The following is a 23,195-nucleotide window of genomic DNA, read 5'->3' on the forward strand; positions in this document are numbered from 1 at the left end:
GCGGGCGGTGCGTCCCTATTCGCTACGCGCGACGCCTGAAAGCCCGCTGAGCGCCTGACCACCCGCGCCCAGCGAGCCATCCTCCACGTCATCACCCCATCGTACCGTTCGCCACCGCCGGACTCAGCACCGCCTGTGCCGAACCATGTGTCTCACTGACGATACTGCCATTCTCCAGCTTCAACACACGATCCGCGAGGTGGAAGTAGCGGTCGTCGTGGCTGATCACCAGCACCGTTTTGCCGCGCGAGCGCAGCTCCGGCAGCAATTGCTCGTAGAACACCGCTTTGAACTGAGGATCCTGATCGGCGGCCCATTCGTCGAACAGATAGAACGGCCGGTCTTCCAGATACGCGACCACTAGCGCGAGGCGTTTGCGCTGACCAGTGGAAAGCGCTCGCGTGGAGAACGCGCCGTTCACGACCTGCACCTTGTGATCGAGCGCGAGCTTCGCGACCAAGGCGTTGGCGCGGGCATCCGCCTGTGCGCGTGATGCATCGTTCGGATCGACAATGCCAAGCAGCGCGTCGAACAGATGGAAATCGTTGAACACAGCCGTAAAGCGCTGACGATACGCGGCGCGTTCAGCGAAGCCGACCCGCTTGCCGTCCAGTTCGATCGTGCCGTCTTCGGGTTCGTAGAGGCCGGTCAGCACTTTCGCGAGCGTCGTCTTGCCGCTGCCGTTGCCGCCGACGATGAACACCAGCTCACCCGGCCTGAAGGTCAGATTGACCGGGCCGACGCGGAACATCCGCTCGTCGCGCTCATGAAAGTACGAGTGCGTGACGTTGCTGAGCGTGAGCGTGCGATACGGTGCGTGCGAAGCGTTTTCGTCCGGCGGCGGCGAGGTGCGCAGCGCGCCGAATTCGCCCATCACCTTCTCGATGCGATCGAGCGAGACACGCGCCGCATTCAATGTCGGCACGTTGTTGAGCAGGCCGTCCAGCGGCAGCAGCATGAACAGGAACACCACCACGTAGCCCGATGCCGACGGCGCATCGGCGTGCACGCCGAGTGCCGGCCAGAATGCCGCGACGCCCAGGAACACATAAAACAGGAACACGATCCAGCCGACCCCGACCGCGTAGGCGCTGAACGCGCGGCGCCGATGATCGCGCACTTCGTCGATGGCCGAGCCGAGCTGGCCGTCCACGAATTGACGCGAACGCGCCTGATGCAGCTTCAGTTCCTTCGCGCCGGTAAAGAGCGCGCCGAGATAGCCGAACAGTTTGTCCTGCGAGCGGCCTGCGGCTTCGAGCGAGGCGATCGCGCGCTTGTCGCCGGCGTGATAGCCGAACGAGCCGACCAGGATCGCAGCGACCGCGAGCAAACAAACCGGCCACGACAGCCACGCCAAATAACCGAGGCAGCCGAACACGATCGAGCCGTGCATCACGAGATTGGGCAGCGCGAAGAACAGCATCGACACGTTGGTGGCGTCGTCGGTCAGCACGGACTGTACGGGCGCCGCGCCGATGCGCTCGACATCACGCAACTCGGCCTCGGCGACGCGCCGCGCGACGTGTTCACGCAACTGCGCCATCGTGTCCTGTGAGAGGCGCGCGAACAGCACGCCGGTGATCACGCGCGTGACGAGCGCGACGACCGCGCACAACGCGAAACGCATGGCGAGCGACATATCGGCGGCGCCTGTTTGCGACAGTGCGCGGCTCAAGGTCGCCACGAGCAGCACGCTGGCGATGCCGTTCAGCACGCATGCGGTCAACGCGATCGCGAAGGAACCGCGAGAGCGTTTGAGCAGCGCCATGATCAGGCGCATGGCGGGCTTGCCCGCGGAGTGGGAGGGAGGTGAAGCAGACGAGGGTGGCGCGTCGTAGCGCTCGTTGGCAGCGGTCATCGGCAATGTGTCGCAGTGGGTCGCAAATGGATCGGCGAACGGCGGCGCATGCGGGCATGCGGCCATTCAGCGGGGCGCAAAGACACGCCCCTCGCCTGATAGACGAATGGGCGAAGCAAACATTTACCGCCCGCGTTCATCTGCCACATCAAAAAGATGCAGTCCAAATAAAAACAACACACGCGGTAAAGATTTGCGATCGCGGATCGTCACACCAATGAAGCGGCCCATTGCGGCCTGCGACTTGGCCTATGCGGCCAGTTCTAACGGATTTCATGCCCATGACGAGCTTCCCGATTGCGTTGCACCACCAGATCCGCGCCATGGCGCGCATCGATCCCGATGCGCCCGCGTTGGCGTCCTTCACGCCGCATACTGTGCGGCTGACGCGCGGCGAACTGGATAGCCGCGCGGCGCGGCTTGCCGCGCAACTGCGCGCGGCGGGTGTGACGACTGAAGTGCGCGTGGGTGTTTGCGTCGCGCGGTCCTGCGATCTGTTCGTCGCGTTGCTCGCTGTATTGAAGGCGGGCGGCGTATTCGTCGCGCTTGATCCGCGTCATCCGGCAGCGCGCCTCGATTGGGTCGCGCGGGATGCGGGGCTCATGCACGGGATCGTCGACGGTTCCGCCGATGCGGCGATGCGCGCGCGTTTCGCGCAATGCTTCGACGTCGCAAGCGCTGTTGCGGCAGATGCGGCAGCGCCGCGTTTCTATGGCGATGAAGAAAACACGCCGGTGCATCCGCGTGCGGCGGCCTACATGATCTACACGTCGGGTTCGACGGGTACGCCGAAAGCAGTTGCCGTCGAACACGGACCGCTTGCCGCGCACGGCGAAGCGCTGGCTGACTCGTTGCCGATCGGTGCAAATGACCGCGTGCTGCATTTCGCGTCGGTCAATTTCGACGTCTCCATCGAAGCATGGTTAGTACCGCTTGCCGTCGGCGGCAGCGTGGTGATCAGCGATCCGCCGCCGTTCGCGCCGGAAACCACGCATGCCTTCATGTTGCGCGAAGGCGTCACCAATACGACACTGCCGCCCGCTTATGTGCGCGAGTTCGCGAACGTTTGCGAGCGCCTCGGCGTGCCGCCTTCGCTGCGCACGCTGCTGTTCGGCGGCGAAGCGATGTCGCAAGACAGTTTTGACGAGATTCGCCGCGTGTTTCCTGCGGTGCGTCTGGTTAACGGCTACGGGCCGACCGAGGCGGTGATCTCGCCGATGCTGTGGCCCGTCGATCCTGGCAAGATGCCCGCGCTCGAGGATGGCAATGGCTTTGCGTCGCTGCCGATCGGTTGGCCGATCGGGCGACGCGTGGCGCGCATCGACGGCGCGACGCAACAGGGCGAAAGTGGTGAACTGCTGCTTGGCGGCGTGTGCCTCGCACGCGGCTACCATGGCCGCGCGGCGCTGACGGCTGAACGTTTTCTGCCCGACCCGAACGGCGAACCGGGCGAGCGGATTTACCGCACCGGCGACCTCGCGCGTGAACGCGCGGACGGCTCGTTCGATTATCTCGGCCGCATCGACGATCAGGTTCAGGTGCGCGGCGTGCGCGTCGAACCTGGCGAGATCGCGGCTTGCTTGCTGACGCATCCTGCGGTGGCTGACGCAGGTGTGCTAGCTGAAACGGCTGGCGGTCGAACGCAACTGATCGCCTGCGTCGTGCTGCAAGACGAACTCGACGATGCCGCGCTGCAAGCACATCTCGCCGCCCATTTGCCGCAGGCGTGGATGCCGCATCGCTTGGTGCGCTTCGAGCGCCTGCCGTACACGTTGAACGGCAAGCTCGATCGCGCCGCATTGCGCGACTTCATTGCCACGATGCCGACTGTCGTCGATGTGAATCATGTCGCGCCTCGAACCGCCACGGAAACGCGCCTGGCCGCGCTTTGGCAAACCTTGCTCAGCGACCCGGCGCCGATCGGTTGCGGCGACCGATTCTTCGCACGTGGCGGCGATTCGCTCGCGGCGATGCAATTGCAGGCGGCGATCCGTATCGAATGGCGCGTGAATCTGCGGCTCGACACGTTGTTCGACGATCATCCGCTCGAAGCACTGGCGCGTCTGGTCGACGATAGCGAGGCCGAAACGTCGGTGGGTTCGCATGCCATCACCGTGGTGCAGACCACCGGCGCGCCGTTCGTCGACCGTGCCGCCTCGTTCGCGCAGCAGCGCTTCTGGGTGCTCGCACAAACGCAGGACGCCGGCGCGGCATATCACGTCGCTGTGCAATGGGACGTGCAGGGCGCGTTAGAGATCGGCACGCTGCAACGCGCGCTCGATTGTCTGATCGCGCGTCATCAGGCGTGGCGAACCACGCTCGTCGAGTCCGACGACGGCATCGTCATCCAACGCATTCATGCCCATTTGCCGGTGTCGGTCGCGCAAATCGATTTGCGTGCTTGCGACGAGGCCGAACGCGCGTCACGATTGATGGAGTTGACCGAACAGCAAGTCGGCGCGGCCTTCGATCTATCTAAAGGTCCACTCGTGCGTGCCGCGCTCGTCACGCTCACCGACAACACGCAGCGCTTCCTGTTGACCACGCATCACTCGATCAGCGACGGCTGGAGTTCGCGCTGCGCCTTCGACGAACTGCGAGCCGCCTACGCAGCCTTCGCGATGGGAAGCGAGCCGCAATTGCCCACGTTGACCATCCAGTACGCCGACTACGCGCAGTGGCAACGCGACTGGCTCGCAGCCGGCGAAGCCGAACGCCAACTGGCGTACTGGCGCGACGCTTTGCGCGATGCACCCGAAGCGCTAGCCTTGCCGCTCGACCGGCCACGCTCGCCGGAGCACGACTATCGCGGCGGCCGCGTCGCGCTGCGTTTGCCCGTCGCGCTGTCCGAGGCCGTGCGCGAAACGGCGCGACGCGCGCAGGCATCGCCGTTCACCGTGCTGCTCGCCGCCTTCGACGCCTGGCTTTACCGATTGACCGGCACGACCGACGTGGTCGTGGCCGCGCCGATCGCGCATCGGCAACGGGCGGAGACCGCGCCGTTGGTGGGTCTCTTCCTCAACACGCTTGCGCTGCGCGCGCGTGTCGCGCCGGATCAATCGTTCGCTGCGTTGCTCGACGGCGTGCGCCGTTCCGCATTCGACGCGTTCGCGCATCAGGATGTGCCGTTCGATCAGGTGCTCGACGCCGTCAAGCCGCCGGTGCGGCGCGGCGACGCGTGGCTCAAGGTCAAGTTCGCGCAGCAGTTCGATCTGGAACTGTCGGCTGAATTGCCGGGCGCTTCGGTGCGCATGTCGCCGGGTCTGGATCTCGCCGCCCGCTTCGATTACGCACTCGATTTCACCGACGATCCGCGCGGCATCGAACTGGTCGTCGCGTATGCGCTCGACGGTATCGATGAAGCGACCGCCCGCGCGTGGCTGCACAGCTATGCCGCGCTCGTCGCCGATGCCGTGCGCGATCCGCAGCGCGCGATTGCCGAACTGGATTGCGCGGATAGCGCCGACTATCGTGCCGCGCGGCGTGGCCGTGAATTCCAACCGGCGGATGACAATGTGCTCGCGCTGTTCGCCCGGCATGCACGTGAAACGCCGCATCGTGTGGCGCTCGCGGATGCCGATACGCAACTCACGTACGCCGAAGTCGATGCGGCGTCGGACCGTATCGCGTTTGCTTTGCGTCAACGCGGGGTGGAGATGGAGCAGCCGGTGGCCGTGTGTATCGAGCGGTCGGTGCGCTTTGCTGTCGCGCTGATCGGCGTGATGAAGTCCGGTGCGTACGTCGTGCCGCTCGATCCTGCCGCGCCGCATGAGCGTTTGACTGCTTCCGTCGAGGCCTGCGGCGCGCGTTGGATGTTGACGGCGGGTAAAGACGTCACTGCGGGTGGCGCTGCGACCGTGCTCGACTTCGACACGCTCACGCGAGCTTCGTCTCCGGCGGGCATGAATGACTCAACGGCAACCGCAACCGCATCGCACGCGCCGCCATTAGCCAATCAAGCCGCCTACCTGATCTTCACCTCGGGCTCGACCGGCACGCCGAAAGGCGTCGTCATCTCGCATGGCGCACTGGCCGACTACGTCGAAGGCATGCTGAACGAACTCGCATTCGCCGCCGACGCATCCATGGCAATGGTCTCCACCGTCGCCGCCGACCTCGGCCATACGACGCTATTCGGCGCGCTCTGCTCGGGCCGCACACTGCATCTATTGCCCGCGCAATGCGCATTCGATCCCGACCGCTTCGCCCACGAAATGCGCACGCGCAACGTCGGCATTCTCAAGATCGTGCCGAGCCACTTGCATGCGCTGCTGGACGCGCAGCATCCGGCCGACGTGCTGCCCGTGAATGCGCTGGTGACGGGCGGCGAAACGCTGCCGTGGTCGCTCGTCGAGCGGATCGCAGCACTGAAGCCGGCGTGCCGCGTAATCAATCACTATGGCCCGACCGAAGCAACGGTAGGCGTATTGACGTGCGACACGTCCGCGCCCGCGCAAGCCGCGCTGCGTGCGCTGAGCGCGCGCAGCGCGCACGCGGTGCCGCTTGGTCTGCCGCTGCCGAACGCTTACGCTTGCGTGCTCGACAGCCACGGCGCGAGCGTGCCGCCGGGCGCGATCGGCGAGTTGTATCTCGGCGGACCGGGTTTGGCGCGCAGTTATCTGAATCGCGCTGCGGCGACCGCTGAGCGTTTCGTGCCGAGTCCGTTCGCGGCGGGCGAGCGTCTCTATCGAACGGGCGATCGCGTGAGACTTCGCGCCGATCGCCGGCTGGATTTTCTCGGACGGCTCGACGATCAGGTCAAGATTCGCGGCTACCGCGTCGAACCTGGCGAGGTCAGTGCGGCATTGCGCGCGCTCGACGCTATCGCTCAGGCCGAAACGCTTGCCGTGGAGCATGAAGGGCGTTTGCGTCTGGCATCGTTCGTCGCCTTGACGAGCGGTGCCCGTTTCGACGAAGCCGCATTGCGCGCGGCGTTGAGCGCGCGTTTGCCGGACTACATGGTGCCGGCCGTGTTGCAGCATGTCGCCGCGTTGCCGGTGACCGCGAACGGCAAGGTGGATCGCGCGGCATTGCGGGCGCTGGCGGCTGCACCGGCGCCGTCGGTGGCAGCGGGCGATGCGCCGCAAGGCGCAACGGAAGAAACTCTCGCTGCCGTCTGGAAAGACGTGCTCAAAGCCGAGCGTGTGGGCCGCGACGACAACTTCTTCGAACTGGGCGGCGATTCGATTCTGGTGTTGCAGGTGATTGCTCGTTCGCGCAAGCGCGGTGTGCGCTTCACACCGAAGCAACTGTTCGATGCGCCCACGCTAACGCAACTCGCACGTGTCGCAACGACGGTGGATGTCGCCGCGCAGGCTGCGCCTGGCGCATCGAAGACACACGCTGCATCCGCCAAAGTCGAACACACCGCCGCGCTCACGCCCGCACAACTGCGTTTCTTCGCACTGGAAATTCCACGGCGTGGCCATTGGAATCAATCCATCGAACTCGACACGCAAGCACCGTTCGACTTCGAGGCTTTCGCGCGCGCATTCGAAACGCTGCTGACGCATCACGAGATTTTCCGTCAGCGTTTCACGCCGGTCGGTGCGCAAGGCGAATGGCGTCTCAAGCTGGCTGAGCGCGCATTCGAGACACTGCCGCTCGCCGCGATTTCCGCTCGCGACGAAGCCGACGCGCTAGCCCAATTCGACGCCTTGCAGAGCACGCTAGATCTGACGCACGGTCCGCTCGTCTGCGCGCTGGCCGCGCTGCTGCCCGACGGCACCACGAAGCTCTATCTGGCGATTCATCACATCATCGTCGACGGTGTGACGTGGCGCGTGTTGCTCGACGACCTCGACGCAGCCTATCGCGCTGCTTGCGAGCGTCGCAGCGTGCGTCTCGCGTCGACGGGAACGAGTGCGCAGGAATGGGCGGCACAGCTGGCACGCGCCGCGCTCGATATCGCGAACTCGCCGTTTGCCGCCGAACTACCGTACTGGACCGCGCTCGCCGCGCCCTACGACGATCTGCCGCTCGACCGTCCGCAAGCCAAGGCGACCAACGCCGACGCGCAATCCGTGATCCAGACCATCGGCGCCGATCTGACACGCGCCGCATTGACGGAAGCGAATGCCGCGTACCGCACGCAGATGATCGAACTGCTGATCGCGGCGCTGGCGCAGTCGCTCGACATGCCCGTTTGCCGTATCGAACTCGAAGGCCACGGCCGCGAAGCTTTGTTCGACGATGTCGATGTCAGCCGCACGCCTGGCTGGCTCACGAGTCACTATCCGGTGCAGTTCACGCTCGAAAGTACGCCGGCGGCCACGCTCGGCGGGGTCAAAGACACGCTGCGCGCGGTGCCGAACAAGGGTCTCGGTTTCGGCGTGCTGCGCCACTACGGCGACACGGCGACGCGCGCGGCGCTCGCCGCCGTGCCGCGCCCGCATGTGACGTTCAACTATCTCGGCCAGTTCGACGCGCCGCGCGAAGCGGCGCTCGTGCCGCGTTTCGGCGGCGCGGGCCGCGAACGCGATCCGGCGGGGCCGATTGGCAACGCGTTGGCGATTCACGCCTATATCGACGGCGACGCCACGCGCACACTCAAAGTCCATTGGGTCTACGGAGCGACGCAATTCGAACGAGCGACCGTGGAAGCCATTGCGCAGCGTTTCGAAAGCGCGCTCGCGGCATTGACGGCGGCATGCGCGGCGCGTCTCGCGCAACGCGGCGGCGGCGCGACGCCTGGCGACTATCCGCTCGCGCGTTCGGGCGGCTTGACGCAGGCCGCGCTGGAGCGCATGCCACTCGACTTGCGCACCATCGACGACATCTATTCGCTTTCGCCGACGCAGCACGGCATTCTGTTCCACTCGCTGTTCGCGCCCGAGCAATCCACCTATGTGAATCAGCTGGTCGCGACCTTGATCGAACCGGACGTGGAACGTCTGCGCGTTGCATTCGAAGCTGCCGTGCCGCGTCACGACATTCTGCGCACCAGCTTCACGCCGGATGAAGCGACGCCGATGCAGGTCGTGCATCGCCAGGCGCGTATGCCGGTCGAGATTCTCGATTGGCGCGAGCGTGGCGCGCACGCGCACGATGCATTCGAAAGCTGGCTCAACGCCGACCGTGCGCGCGGTTTCGATCTGACGTCGCCGCCGTTGATGCGCGTCGCGCTGATCCGCATCACGGACGACGCATGGCGTCTCGTCTGGACGCGTCACCATTTGCTGCTCGACGGCTGGAGCACGGCGCGTTTCTTCGCCGACGTGCTGCGCGACTATATCGATCCACCGCGTCCGCAACCGTTCGCGGCGCCCGCGAAAACGCGCTATCGCGACTTCATCGCGTGGCTGGCCACGCGTGACGCCGACAGCGAGCGCGCCTTCTGGCTGCAACGTCTCGCCTTGCTCGACGAACCGACGCTGGTTGCCGAGCGTGAGTCCGTGAGCGGCCGCGAGCCGCAACATCTCACGCGGCGTGAAACGATCGACGCTGCGACGACCGCGCGCCTCACCGACACCGCGCGCCGTCTGAAGGTCACGGTCAACACGATGGTGCAGGGCGCATGGGCACTTGCATTGCAACGGATGACGCATCACACGGCAGTCGCGTTCGGCGCGACCGTCGCCGGGCGTCCTGATACGTTGCCGGACGTCGATACCGTGCTGGGCCTTTTCATCAACACACTGCCGGTAATCACGGCGCCGTTGCCGCGACGCCGGGCATCGGCATGGCTGCATGATTTGCAGCGCGACAACGCCGCAGCCGCAGAGCACACGCATACGCCGCTCTACGAAATCCAGCAATGGGCGGGACAAGGTGGCGGCGCGCTGTTCGACACGCTGGTCGTGTTCGAAAACTATCCCGTGGATGAAGCATGGCAAGGACGCGACGAGCGCGCGCTCAAGCTGCGTGAATTGCGCAATATCGAAGCGACTGATTTCGCGCTCACGCTGGTGATCGAAGCGGGCGCGACGCTCACGATCGACTACGGCTACGATGCCGCGCAACTCGATGAAGCGCGTGTCGCCGCATTGCATCGCGCGTTTGCTGCGTGCCTTGCGGGCTTGATCGCCGATCCGGAGGCGCCGCTCGGCACGATTTCGATTTCCACCGCCGACGATCTGGCCGCGCTGGCGCGTTTCAACTCGACCGCGCAAGTGTGGCCGGGCACGCAGCAGCAGGCGCTGCATCGCCAGTTCGAACAGAAAGCGCTGGCAGCGCCCGACGCGATCGCGCTCGAATTCGCCGACCCGCAAGGACATACGCAGCAGATGACCTACGGCGAACTCGATGCAAATGCCGATCGCGTCGCCGCCTCGCTCATCGAAGCCGGCGTGCGCGCGGACACGGCGGTGGCGCTGTGCGTCGAGCGTTCGTTCGACATGGTCGTCGCGCTGATGGGCGTGCTCAAAGCGGGCGCCGCTTATCTGCCCATCGATCCCGACTATCCGGCGGAGCGCATCGCGTATCTACTCGACGACGCGAAACCCGCTGTCGTGCTGACGCAGCCGCATCTGCTGGAACGTGTCATGACAGCGGTTGACGGTAACGGCGTGAAGATCCTCACCGTCGACGCACTACGCGGCGCCGACTTCACGCTCAGCGCTCCCGTGGCAGTCGCGCCCGATCAACTCGCTTACTTGATCTACACGTCCGGTTCCACAGGCAAGCCGAAGGGCGCGGGCAATACGCATCGCGCGCTGGCGAACCGCATTGCGTGGATGCAGGACGCGTATCGCCTCGACGCCAACGACGTCGTGTTGCACAAGACCCCGTTCGGTTTCGACGTGTCGGTGTGGGAGTTCGTATGGCCGCTCGCCGTCGGCGCAAAGCTCGCAATCGCGGCGCCCGGCGACCATCGCGATCCGTCGCGACTCGTCGCGGCCATCGAAACACATCGCGTCACGACGCTGCATTTCGTGCCGTCGATGCTGGCGGCCTTCGTCGCCCATCTGGAAGACTTTCATGCGGCGGCGCGCTGCACGAGCATCGAGCGTATCGTCGCCAGCGGCGAAGCGCTCGCGCCGGAACTGGCGGCGCGCGTCGCAAAACAATTGCCTCACGCGCGGCTCTACAACCTCTACGGCCCGACCGAAGCCGCCATCGACGTTTCGCATTGGACGTGCGATGCGCGCGATGCCGACGCGGCGTCTGTGCCGATCGGTCACCCGATTGCAAACCTGCAATTGCACGTGCTGGACGCGGCGTTGCAACCGCTGCCGCAAGGCGCGATCGGCGAACTGTACCTGGGCGGCGTGGGACTGGCCCGCGGCTACCTCGGCCGCGCCGCGCTGACGGCGGAACGCTTCGTCCCCGATCCGTTCTCGCACGGCGCGCGGCTCTATCGAACCGGCGACCTTGCGCGCCGTCGCACGGACGGCGCGCTCGACTATCTCGGCCGCATGGATACGCAAGTGAAATTGCGTGGCCAGCGCATCGAGCCCGGCGAAATCGAAGCGCTGCTGCGCGCGGCGCCGGGTGTGCACGACGCGGTGGTGATCGTGCGTGACGAACAATTGATTGGCTACGTGGCGCGCGGCGCGGACAACGCGCTCGATACGCAGGCGCTACTCGACGATTTGCGTGCGCAACTGCCGTCGTACATGGTGCCCTCGTATCTGATCGCGATGGATGCGCTGCCGGTCACGCCGAACGGCAAATGCGACCGCCACGCGCTGCCGGCTCCCGTGCGCGGCACCGCCTCAGAAAACGCCGTCTGCGTGGCCGCCACCGAGACGGAGCGTGAACTCGCCGAGATCTGGAAGCGCGTGTTGCGCATCGACACGATTGGCCGCGACGACGACTTCTTCGCGCTGGGCGGCCACTCGCTGCTCGCGACGCAAGCCAACGCGCAGGCGAATCTGCACTGGACGCTGATCCTGCCGCTACGCACCCTGTTCGACGAACGCACGTTGCAGCGCTGTGCCACCGCGATCGACCGCGCGCTCGCCGAGCGCGACGCGCACGGCGCAGGCGATACCGCGAGCGCGATCGATGCGCTCCTCGACGAATTCGAACTGCAATAAGCCAACACGTCGACCTGTACTGAGACCACTTAGCATGACCACTGCCAAACCGGATCTGCTTTCCCTCGCGTCACGCTTCGCGCTGTTGCCGGATGCGCAGCGCAAGGCCTTTCTCACGAAGCTCGACGCCGCCGGCATCGACTTTCGCGTGCTGCCGATTCCGCCGCGCGCCGAGCGCACCGCGAGCGTGCCGGCTTCGTTCGCGCAAACGCGTCTGTGGCTGCATGCGCGGATGATCGACGAACCGGCCGCGTATCACATCACCGAACGGCTGCGGCTCGACGGCGCGCTCGACGCCAACGCGCTGCGTCTTTCGTGCGACGCGCTGATCGCGCGCCACGAAGCGCTGCGTACCACCTTCACCGAAAGCGGCGACGGCGTGTTGCAGACGGTGCACGCGCCGTCGCGCTGCCCGTGGCACGCGAGCGATGTAAGCGCGTGGCCCGTGGATCAGCGCGAGACGCGTGCCGCCGACATCGCGCGGGCCGACGAGGCGAAGTCCTTCGATCTGTCGCTCGGCCCGCTGATGCGCGCGCACCTGATCCGTCTCGATACGAACACGCACTGGCTCGCGCTGACGACGCATCACATCGTCTCCGACGGCTGGTCCGCGGACGTGATACTGGCGGAACTGGCATCGTTCTATCGCGCGTATGCGAAGAGCGAGGCGGTGTCGCTCGCGCCGTTGCCTATCCAGTACGCCGACTTCGCGTTGTGGCAGCGCCGCTGGCTCGACGCGGGCGAACGTGAGCGTCAGTTGGCGTTCTGGCGCGAACGGCTCGACGCGAATCGCGACGTGCTGATGTTGCCGGGCGCTGCGCCGCGTCCGGCGCAGCGCAGCGCGCGTGGTGCACGGCATCGCTTCGTTCTCGATGCCGCGCTCGTGCGGCAAGTGAAGGCAGTGTCCAATGCGCAGCGTGCGACGCCGTTCGCCATATTGCTGGCGGCATTGAGCGTGTTGCTCGCGCGCTCGTCGGGTGAAACGCAGATTCAGATCGGCGTGCCCGCGGCGAATCGTGAGCGCGGCGAAGTGGCCGGTCTCGTCGGCTTCTTCGTCAACACGCTGACGCTTGCCACGCCGGTTCCCGCGACGCAGCCATTCGCCGCGTTGGTCGGCGCGACGCAGCAAACGCTGATCGACGCCCAGTCGCATCAGGACGTGCCGTTCGAACAAGTGGTCGAGGCGCTCGGCGTGGTGCGCAGCGCGAGTCATCATCCGCTGTTTCAGGTGATGGCCGCTTATGGCGCGCGGCGCCGTCTGCCGTCGCTCGCGGAAGTGCGCATGACGGAGTTGCCTTCGGGTGCGCCGTTCGCCAAGTTCGATTTGACACTGAGCTTCGAGGAACGGGACGACGATTCGATCGATGCTTACTTTATCTACGCACTCGATCTGCTCGACGCCGACGCCATACAGCGCCTCGCCGCGCGATTCATCGAGTTGCTGTCGAATGCGACGGCGGCATCCGCCACTGAGGTCGGCGATTTGCAATGGCTGGCGCAAACGGAGCGCGCCCAACTCGTCGCATGGAATAGCACCGCGCTCCCGCCTGAAACGGCATTCCGGCCGGTGCATCAGCGCGTGGCCGACCACGCCGCTGCGCGGCCGGATGCGCGTGGCGTCGCGGATCTGCATCGCTCGCTCACGCGCGCCGAGGTGGATGCACAAGCCGCGCGGTTGGCGCAACGCTTCGTCGCGGCAGGCGTGCGTGCGGAGATGCGGGTCGGCGTCGCGCTGAGCCGCTCGGTGGATCTGCTGGTCGGCCTGATCGCCGCGCTGAAGTCGGGCGGCGCGTTCGTTCCGCTCGACCCGAGCCATCCGCGTGAGCGTCTCGCACAGATTCTCGACGATGCGCAGATCACGCACGTCATCACGGAACGCGGGAGTCTCGCTGCGTTGCCGGCGTCGGACCGTTTGCGGTTGTGGCTGATCGACGAGGAACCGCAGGCTGACGAGCCCTCGGCAGCGGACGTCGAGCTGCCGCGCGTGTCGCCGCATCAGGCGGCGTATGTGATTTATACGTCCGGTTCGACGGGCAAGCCGAAGGGCGTGGTGGTCGATCACGGTTCGTTTGCACTGCATTGCGCGGCGATCGCGGAGCGCTACGGTGCGGGCGAGCGTGACGTGTTCCTGCTGTTCCAGTCGGTCAATTTCGACGGCGCGCATGAAGGCTGGTTCTCGCAGTACATGTCCGGCGCAGCCGTGGCCATCACCGCGGACACATTGTGGCCGCCCGCGCAAACCTGCCGGATGATGGTGCGCGAAGGCGTGACCATGACCTACGTGCCGCCCGGTTGCGCCACCCAACTCGCCGAGTGGGCGCTCGCGCACGGTGCGCCGCCTAGCTTGCGTTCGCTGACAGTCGGCGGTGAAGCCACCTCGCGCGAAGCGTTCGCGCTGATGCGCCGGGCGTTTCCGAATGCGCGCATCGTCAACGGATACGGGCCGACTGAAACCGTCATCACGCCGATGCTGTGGATGTTCTATCCGGCCGACGACACCGCGAAGCTCGCGGACAGCGCCTATTTGCCGATCGGCACGCTGGTCGGCGCACGTTCCGCGCATGTGCTCGATGCACGCTTGAATCCGCTGCCTGTCGGCGTGATCGGCGAGTTGTATCTGGGCGGCGAGGGCGTGGGTGTCGCGCGTGGTTATCTCGACCGGCCGGCGCTCACGGCCGAGCGCTTCGTGCCGGATCCGTTCGGTGCATCGGGCGCACGGCTCTATCGTACGGGCGACCTCGTCAAGCGGCGCGCGGACGGCGTGTTCGACTTTATCGGCCGCGTCGATCATCAGGTGAAGCTGCGCGGCTTGCGGATCGAACTGGGTGAGATCGAAGCACAGCTCGCCGGGCACGACGATGTGCGCGAAGCCGTGGCGATCGTGCATGGCAAGGGTGCGCAAGCGGCGCTAGTGGCGTATGTCGAATTGAGCGCCGAAGCCCGTGAGCGCAGCACGCGCGCGGATGCGGCCGAACTCGACGCGCATCTGCGTCACACGTTGCCGGATTACATGGTGCCCGCGCATATCGTCGTGCTCGACGCGTTGCCGCGCAATGCCAACAGCAAGGTGGACCGCGCGGCGTTGCCGGAGCCACAGCGTGTCGCACGGGCTTATCAGGCGCCCGCTGCGGGGCTCGAAACCGCGCTTGCGCAGATTTTCCGCGAAGTGTTGGGCGTGGAGCGTGTCGGCCGCGCCGATCATTTCTTCGAACTCGGCGGGCATTCGCTGGCTGCGGTCCGCGTGGCGACGCGCGTGGCTGAGCGGCTCGCGCGTGATGTGCCGGTGCGCACGCTCTTCGAAGCACCGACGCTCGCGCAATACGCGCAGCGGGTGCTGGCGTCGGCACGCAGCGAAACGCTGGCCGATGTGGGCAATGACGCTTCGAGTGGCGCTTCGAATTCACACCCGATAGCGGACGCGAACGGCGTTCTGCCGCTTTCTTCCGCGCAATTGAGCTTGTGGTTCCTGTGGCGCGCGCATCCGGATAGTGCGGCTTACAACATTCCTGTCGCGCTGCGATTGCGTGGCTCGCTCGATGTCGATGCGTTGTGCGAAGCGTTTGCGCAAGCGGCCGCTCGACATCCGGCGCTGCGTGTGCGGCTCGTTGAACGCGACGGGCAGTTGCCGGGCCAACGCGTGACCGGGTCGGCGCCGTTCGACCTGCCCGTTGTCGATCTGTCGGGCGATCGGATAGACACGGCCCGCAAGAGCGCCGCTGTTGCGCTCACCGACGAAGACGCGCTCACGCCATTCCATCTTCTCGACGGGGCGCCGCTCTGGCGTGCGCGATTATTGCGTCTTGCCGAGCACGATCATGTGTTGTCGCTGGTCGTGCATCACATCGTGTCGGACGGGCAGTCGATCGATCTATGGCTCGATGACGTGCGCACCACTTATGTAGCGATCGTGCGCGGTGCGTCGCCGAGCGCTTCGGTGTTGGCATCGACTTCGAATCAAGAGCTGGTCTTGCCGGTCGCCGCGCCGCGAGCGCGCCTGTCGTTCTGGCGCGATGCATTGGCGGATGCGCCGTCGCACGTGCTGCCGTCGCCGTCGTCGGGCCGTGCGGCGTCGCCGTGTTGGAGCGCCGGCCGTCTCGCGTTTGAATTCAGCCCGGCGCTCGTGCGCCGCGCCCGCTCGATGGCGCTCGAAGTTCACGCTACCTTGCCCATGCTGCTGCATGCCGCGCTGAACGTGGCCTTCTATCGCGCGACGGGCGCCACCGATCAACCGGTCGGCGTGCTCGCTTCGACGCGCGAACTGACCGGCGAGGCCGCGCGCCGCGCGCTCGGACTCTTCATCAACGCGGTTGTCGTGCGCACGCGGCTCGCGAAAACCGACACGCCCGCGACGCTGCTCGCCGAAGTCCGCGACGCCGCGCTCGCCGCTTATGCGCACGCGGACACACCTTTCGCCGACGTGGTGACGGCTTTGCGCGCTCGGCGCGGCGAAGCCGGCAATCCGCTCTTTTCGGTGATGTTCAACTACCTGCGCCCGGCCGGGACAGCGGAACGGGACTGGGCCGGTCTCACGCTCGACGATTTCAACGACGTGCGGCATCGGGTGGTGTTCGAACTGGAACTGGATGTGGTCGAGCATGCCGACGGACGCGTGACCGGCGCCTTCTCGTACGCGAACGAGCTGGTGGATGGCCGCTTCGTCGAGGTATTGACCGCGGGCTATCTGGACGTGGTGCAACAGTTCGTCGATGCGCCGCATGAGCAACTGGGTGCCTCAGCCGCGCGTTTTGCATTGGAATCCGCGAGCGTTGCAGCCGGCGCGCAGGCAAGCGCGACATCTCACAACGAAGCATCGCATCGCGCCCAGGCGCTCGAACGCGTCTGGAGCGATCTCTTCGAAGGCAACACGCCCGCGCATCACGACGACCTGTTCGAAGCGGGCGCGAGTTCGTTCGACGTGGTGCGCTTCGTCGATGCCGCGCGAGTCGCCGGCCACGCGCTGGAGATCGCCGACGTGTTCGCTGCGCCGACCTTCGCACAACTTGGGGCACGGCTCGTTGCGCGAGCGTCGAACGTCGCCGAGTTACGGGACGGCGCCTGAAGCCAGTAAGAAACCCGGCAGAAAACGCAGTCAATAAAAACCGCATCAATCACGAAAGATTTTTCACCGGCCCGCGCATCCGGCGCGCCGGCTTCCACCGATAAGGACCTGCGACATGCACAGAGACACCGTATTTGATCTGATCGGAATCGGCTTCGGACCGTCGAATCTGGCGCTTGCCGTGCGCCTCGCTGAAGAGGCCGGCGTGTCGGACCTCGCGCATTGCTTCATCGAGCGTCAGCCGGAATTCGGCTGGCATCGCGGCATGCTGCTCGACGATTGCCGGATGCAGATTTCCTTCCTCAAGGATCTCGTGACGATGCGCGATCCGAAAAGCCGCTTCACGTTCATCAACTATCTGTTCGAGCGTGGACGTCTGGCCGAATTCGTCAATCTGAAGAACTTCTATCCGACGCGCGTGGAGTTCCACGATTACCTGGGCTGGGTCGCGGCGTCGTTCGACGATCGCGTGAACTACGGCCAGACCGTGACCGGCATCGAAGCGGTCAAGAGTGCAGCCAACACGAACGACGTCGAAGCGCTGCGGGTTTTCTCGCGCGACAGCGAAGGCCGCGAGTGGCAGCGCGTGACACGGGCGCTGTCGGTCGGCATCGGCGGCGGTCCGCAAGTGCCGGAAGCATTTGCCGCGCTCGGCACGCACAACATCGTGCATTCGTCGCAGTACCTGACGTCCATCGACCGCGTGGTCGGACCCGCGGACGGCGCGCGAAAACGCGTGGCGGTGATCGGCGCGGGACAGAGCGCGGCCGAGGTGTTCGTCGATCTGACGCGCCGCTTCCCGCACGTCGACGCGAGCCTCATCGTCCGTTCGAGCGCGCTGAAACCCGCCGACGACAGCCCGTTCGCCAACGAGATCTTCAGCCCTGCCTTTACCGATGTCGTCTACGCGCAGCCTCGCGACGGCCGCCGTTCGCTGATCGAGCGCTTTCGCGACACCAACTACGCGGTGGTCGATCGTCCGCTGATCGAGCAGATCTACGAAATGCTCTATCTGCAGAACGTGTCCGCCGATCCGCGGCACCGGCTGCTGGCGAACACCGGCATCGAAACGGCGGTGCGCACGGCGGGCGGCCAGATCGAACTCACGTTGCGTGATCGGCTGAGCGGCCACGCGCGCGCTGAGCAATTCGACGCGCTCGTGCTCGCGACGGGATATCGCCGCGACACGCATTTCGACTTGCTGGATGGGCTTGCGCCGCATCTCGGCGATGCGCTTGCGCAAGGCAACGTCGAACGCGATTACCGGCTCGCCACGCCGGCGAGCTTCAAACCGCGCGTTTATCTGCAGGGCTGCTGCGAAGACAGTCACGGGCTTTCCGACACGCTGCTGTCGGTGCTCGCGCTGCGCTCCGACGAGATCGCCGCCTCGCTCGCACATCACACATCGCAAGACCGGTCGGCCGGCCGGACACAACAAGCACAAGAAAACGCGACGAGCGTGGGCCGCTTGGCCTTCGCTCTTTAATAAAAAGCGGCCTTTTTGGCGGCATTAAAAACCTGGAGCATCGAGAGATGGAGTGGGCAATAGGCACGCGCCGGAGCGCAACCGCCGCCGCGGCGAGCGTGGCGTTTTATGCGGCGGCAGCCGCAACCGCACAGGCGCAGCAGTCGGCGCAACCCGAGGGCAACGCGCAGCAAGGAATCCGTACAACTCAACCGGATGCCACGCCGGCCAGTACGCTGCCTGCGATCAGCGTCGAAGGCTCGGCCGGAAACGACGGCACAGTGGGCCTCGTTGCGCGCCGTAGCAGCACCGGCACCAAGACCGATACCCCGCTGAAGGAAATTCCGCAGACGATCAACGTCGTCACGGCGCAGCAGATCGAGCAGACCGGCGCGACCAGCATCAACGAGGCGCTGCGCTACATTCCGGGTTTCTCGACCTATGGCGCGGATATTCGCTCCGACTGGTATTCGGTGTTGCGCGGCTTCACGCCGACGGTGTTCGTCGACGGCCTGCAGGTGCCCAATACCCTCAATCTCGCGAGCTGGCGTGTCGATCCGTTCATGATCGACAACATCACCGTGCTGCGCGGTCCGACCTCGGTGCTGTACGGCCAGGGCGATCCTGGCGCGATCATCGACGTGCAGAGCAAACTCGCCAACGGCGAGCGTATTCGCGAAGTGGAAATGCAACTGGGCGACTACGCGCGCAAGCAGATCGCATTCGACGTGGGCGATAAGGTCGATAAGGACGGCACGCTGTCTTATCGTTTCCTCGGCGTAGGCCGCGATGGCAATTCGCAGACCGGGCCGAATCCGGAGCAACGTGTTGCACTGGCGCCGTCGGTGAAATGGCAGCCGAACGCGAAGACTTCGCTGACGGTCGAGGCGAGCTATCTGCAGGATTGGGGCGACGCGTCGAATAACTTCTTGCCGGCGCAGGGCACGGTCTTGCCGAATCCGAACGGCAAGATTTCGCCAGACCTGTACACGGGCGATCCGGAGTTCTCGCACTATCGCAAGAAGCAATGGTCGGTGGGTTATCAGTTTGAATACAAGTTCGATCCGGTGTGGACGTTCCGGCAGAACACGCGCTTGATGCACCTCTCGCTCGATCAGGGACAGGTGTTCGGCGGCGGTCTCGATCCGGCTGATCCGACCGAGGCGTCGCTGCTGCGCTATGTCGGCCTGTACCAGCTGAACTACAGCCGCTTCGATGTCGACAATCAGGCGCTGGCCCGCTTCGGCACCGGTCCGCTCGATCATACGGTGCTGCTCGGCTTCGAATACAACCGGCAGTCGACCACCGATAGCGAATCGATGGCGACTGGTCCGAGCCTGAACATGTACAACCCGGTGTATACGCCGATCACCAACGCGATCTTCAGCGGACCGGACGCGTTCCCGCGTACCGATACGAAGTCGACCATGAACGCGTTCGGCGTGTACGCGCAGGACCAGATCAAGTGGCAACGCTGGGTGCTGACGCTCGGCGGACGCCAGGACTGGAGCAACACCACGCAGAACGATATCGCCGGCGGCAGCCGTCTCGAGCAGAACGATCATGCGTTCTCCGGGCGCGTCGGTCTCGTGTATCTCGGCGATTATGGATTGTCGCCGTACATCAGCTACTCGACGTCGTTCAATCCGCTGGTCGGCGTGAAGATCGCCGGCGGTGGCATTGCCGAGCCGACCAAAGGCAAGCAGATCGAAGCCGGTTTGCGCTGGCAGCCGGCCGGCAAGAACCTGATGCTGAACGCCGCGGTTTATCAGATCAACCAGACCAACGTCGTCACGCCCGATTTCGCCATCGACCCGACCGGCAGCACCAGCGTGCAGACCGGCGAGGTGCGTTCGCGCGGGATCGAATTGAGCGGCGTGGGCAATGTCACGCGCAACTTCTCGGTGATCGCCGCGTACGTGTATCAGGACGTGAAGAACATCAAGGCCGGCGACGACACGCTGGGCAAGTGGCCGGTGGATATTCCGCGGCCGCGCCAGATGGCGTCGCTATGGGGCGATTGGACATGGCACGCCGGGCCGCTGGCAGATCTCGGTTTCGGCGCGGGCATTCGCTACCAGAGCGGCGCGGCGGGCGCCGCCGACAACTCGCTGTACGTGCCGAGCTACACCGTGTACGACGCGGCGGTTCACTACGAAACGCGCAACTGGCGCTTCGCGGTGAACGGCCAGAATATTTTCAATCGCCGGTTCGTGAGCGGTTGCCAGTCCGTGAATACCTGTTTCTATGGGAATCCACGCACGGTGATCGCAACTGCCAAATACGACTGGTAAGCATTGTGGCAATGACGCACACACATAGGAACCGACTATGCCGAAGAAGAAACTCGTTTACATCTGGTCGCTGAGAAACGCAGCGGCCGACAAAGCTGGCCAGGACGTCGCGTACAAGAGCGGCACGCGCTACATGAAGTCGGTGCTGGAGTCGCTCGTCGAGGCGCTCAACGACACCGAATTAGGCGATCAGTACTCGCTCGAAAAAGTCATTTACGACGATGATGCGGGGTCCAGCGTGGATCGCGAGAAACTGAAGGAATACGGCTTCGCTTATGAGCCGGGCAAGCGCCGGTTCTATCCGCCGAATTTGCGTGTGCAGGGCAAGCCGGTCAACGATCTGCTGCTCGCAATTCCGTCGACGTACCGGCGTGAGCCGCTCGATGCAGCAGGACGACCGGCAGGCAAGAGCGCTTTTGAAAAGCATCTGCTCGATACGCTGGTGGCGTTGAAGGCCGATATCGTCGTGCTCGACGGTTTGCTGATCATTCTCGACGAACTGGTTCGACCGGGTGCGCCGTTCTATCGCAAGATCGTGAATATCCATCCGGGCGTGACGCGCGCCGAATCGCCGTACGAGCGGCGCGGCGCGTATGCGACGCTCGATGCGCTCTACGGCGCGCGCGGCAAGAAGGTGGTCAACTGGAAGACGATGGAAACCGTGGCGGTCGAACCGCTCTATTTGACGGGGGCATCGTTTCACTATGTCGACAACGGAATCGATTCGGGCGAGGTGATTCACGACGTGCTGAATACCGAAATCGATAAGGACGACACGATCCTCGAACTGCGCTGGAACAATTTCAACCGTAGCCTCTTCCCGGCTCTGAACGAAGGGCTCGCGATGATGGCGGGGCAGTCGGTGCAAGTCGAGGCGTGAGTGGCGGAGCGGCGTGCGCGTCGCTCCGAAATCTACTTGCGGGCACACGGCGCCGTCGACGAAGCGCTATTTAACACGCGTCGCATCGGGCTGATTGTCGCTGCTGTTGCGCAGACACGCGCTTCTCGCTGCTCAGCCTTCTCGACGCGTTGCCGGAAATCACGAAGCTGAGCGCGGCAAGCACCCACACGCCGACTCCGCCATAGACCATCACCCAGCCGAACCCTTGCATCAACGCGGCATGCACGACGCTTCCTGATGGGTCGATTTGCGCCAACGCGGGCATCCCCGTTCTGACCGCTTCGACATCACCGGCCGCGATTTTCTCCGCGAGCCTGCCGAGCGGCGCGGTGTCGAGCGTCTTCGGCAATCGCGTCTTCAGACTGACGAGAATCCCGCCGACCAGGATCGCACCCATCAACGCGATGTTGATCGCGAGCGTAATCATCCGCGCACTCATATCGATGCCCGACGCCATACCCGCGCGTTCCGCGGGAACCGCGGCGGTCGTCGTATTGGTGACGGGCGTGTTGGTGAGACCGAGGCCGGCGCCCGCGATCATGCAGCCGGGCAACAGGGTCCACACGTCGGCATGCGCGGCGCCGCTGCCGTAACGCATCAGCATGAAGCCGAGGCCGATCGTAAACAAGCCGGCAGGTATGGCGATTCCCGAGCCGTAACGCAGTGCGAGACGTTCGCCGAGTGGCGGAAACAGCAGGGTCGGCAGCGTATAAGCGAGTAACGCTAGTCCGGCGCTCGCGCTGTCATAGCCGAGGCCGATCTGGAAATAGATCGGTAGATAGATCATGAACGGCCAGAAGCTGAAGTTCATGCCCGCCGAGCCCATCAACGCGCCGGAAAACTGCGGAATCCTGAACACGGAAAAATCGAACATGGGCCGCGCATTGAGTTTCTCGGCAAACAGAAAAGCCACGAAAGCGACCAGCGTCGCCGCGATGATGAGGAGCGCACGCGGATTGCCGAAGCCAAGCGCTGGAACCTGCGTGATGAAATACACGAGCCCGAACACAGCCAGCGACAACGTGACGATGCCGGCAACGTCGAGCGTATGCGCATGCGGGTCGCGCGATTCCTGCACGCCGCTGGAAACGAGCGTCAAGGTCACGACAGCGAGCAATGCATGCACCCAGAAGACCCATTGCCAACTCGACAGTGCCACGATCGCTCCGCCGATGATCGGCCCAAAGCCAAGTCCGATACCGAAGATGATGCCCCACGCGCTGAATGCGCGAGCGCGTTCGGGTCCTTCGCTGAACTGATGCGATAGCACGGCCACCTGGCAGATCAGCATGGCGCCGCCGCTCGCGCCTTGCAACAGTCGCGCGGCGATCAGCGTCGGCACGCTTTGCGCGAGTCCGCAGATCAACGAGGTGATGCCGAACAGCGCGATGCCGATGACGAAGATGCGTCGGCGGCCGAACCGGTCCGCCAGCGTGCCGGTCGCCATCAGGACGGTGGTCACCGCGAGCGTGTAGGCGTTCATGATCCACTGCATGCCTTTGAAGTCGCCGTGCAGCACGCGTTCGAGCGTCGGCAGGATCACCGGCACGCTGGAGATTTCGAGGCCGAACATCAGCGACGCCAGACATACCGCGCCCAACGCCAATGTGTTTTTGCGGAGTGAGTGGAAAGTGGCGG

The 23,195-nt window shown here is 65.0% G+C and carries 7 protein-coding genes; 5 read left to right on the plus strand and 2 right to left on the minus strand.

The window, feature by feature from the left end; genetic code table 11:
• Positions 1-91: 91 nt before the first annotated feature.
• Positions 92-1,858: a cyclic peptide export ABC transporter gene (locus tag HF916_RS13360; protein WP_168789424.1), complete on the minus strand. Its 1,767-nt coding sequence runs from the start codon at positions 1,856-1,858 to the stop codon at positions 92-94.
• A gap of 281 nt (positions 1,859-2,139) precedes the next feature.
• Here HF916_RS13360 and HF916_RS13365 point away from each other — a divergent pair, with 281 nt between their 5' ends.
• From HF916_RS13365 to HF916_RS13385, 5 genes are all read left to right on the plus strand, one after another.
• A complete protein-coding gene (locus tag HF916_RS13365; RefSeq protein WP_168789425.1) occupies positions 2,140-11,838 on the plus strand; it encodes a non-ribosomal peptide synthetase in 9,699 nt (3,232 codons plus the stop codon).
• Positions 11,839-11,872: 34 nt separating this feature from the next.
• Positions 11,873-16,897, plus strand: coding sequence for a non-ribosomal peptide synthetase (locus HF916_RS13370; protein ID WP_168789426.1), 5,025 nt, complete (start codon positions 11,873-11,875; stop codon positions 16,895-16,897).
• A 115-nt stretch (positions 16,898-17,012) separates the two neighbouring features.
• Positions 17,013-18,383, plus strand: coding sequence for a lysine N(6)-hydroxylase/L-ornithine N(5)-oxygenase family protein (locus tag HF916_RS13375; RefSeq protein WP_168789427.1), 1,371 nt, complete (start codon positions 17,013-17,015; stop codon positions 18,381-18,383).
• 47 nt (positions 18,384-18,430) lie between these two features.
• Positions 18,431-20,656, plus strand: a complete 2,226-nt coding sequence (locus HF916_RS13380) for a TonB-dependent siderophore receptor (protein WP_168789428.1) — start codon at positions 18,431-18,433, stop codon at positions 20,654-20,656.
• A 37-nt stretch (positions 20,657-20,693) separates the two neighbouring features.
• Positions 20,694-21,536, plus strand: coding sequence for a N(5)-hydroxyornithine transformylase PvdF (locus tag HF916_RS13385; protein ID WP_168789429.1), 843 nt, complete (start codon positions 20,694-20,696; stop codon positions 21,534-21,536).
• 70 nt (positions 21,537-21,606) lie between these two features.
• Here the strand turns inward: HF916_RS13385 and HF916_RS13390 are convergent, their stop codons facing one another.
• On the minus strand, positions 21,607-23,130 hold the full coding sequence (locus tag HF916_RS13390; RefSeq protein WP_240975532.1) for an MFS transporter: 1,524 nt from the start codon (positions 23,128-23,130) through the stop codon (positions 21,607-21,609).
• Positions 23,131-23,195 lie beyond the last annotated feature (65 nt).

The sequence above is a fragment of the Paraburkholderia aromaticivorans genome (genome assembly GCF_012689525.1).
Taxonomy (GTDB): domain Bacteria; phylum Pseudomonadota; class Gammaproteobacteria; order Burkholderiales; family Burkholderiaceae; genus Paraburkholderia; species Paraburkholderia aromaticivorans_A.

Excerpts from the sequence above, each read along its gene's own strand:
- HF916_RS13360 (WP_168789424.1), bottom strand. The coding sequence starts at position 1,858 with ATGACCGCTGCCAACGAGCGCTACGACGCGCCACCCTCGTCTGCTTCA.
- HF916_RS13365 (WP_168789425.1), top strand. The coding sequence starts at position 2,140 with ATGACGAGCTTCCCGATTGCGTTGCACCACCAGATCCGCGCCATGGCG.
- HF916_RS13370 (WP_168789426.1), top strand. The coding sequence starts at position 11,873 with ATGACCACTGCCAAACCGGATCTGCTTTCCCTCGCGTCACGCTTCGCG.
- HF916_RS13375 (WP_168789427.1), top strand. The coding sequence starts at position 17,013 with ATGCACAGAGACACCGTATTTGATCTGATCGGAATCGGCTTCGGACCG.
- HF916_RS13380 (WP_168789428.1), top strand. The coding sequence starts at position 18,431 with ATGGAGTGGGCAATAGGCACGCGCCGGAGCGCAACCGCCGCCGCGGCG.
- HF916_RS13385 (WP_168789429.1), top strand. The coding sequence starts at position 20,694 with ATGCCGAAGAAGAAACTCGTTTACATCTGGTCGCTGAGAAACGCAGCG.
- HF916_RS13390 (WP_240975532.1), bottom strand. The coding sequence starts at position 23,130 with ATGTTCGGCCTCGAAATCTCCAGCGTGCCGGTGATCCTGCCGACGCTC.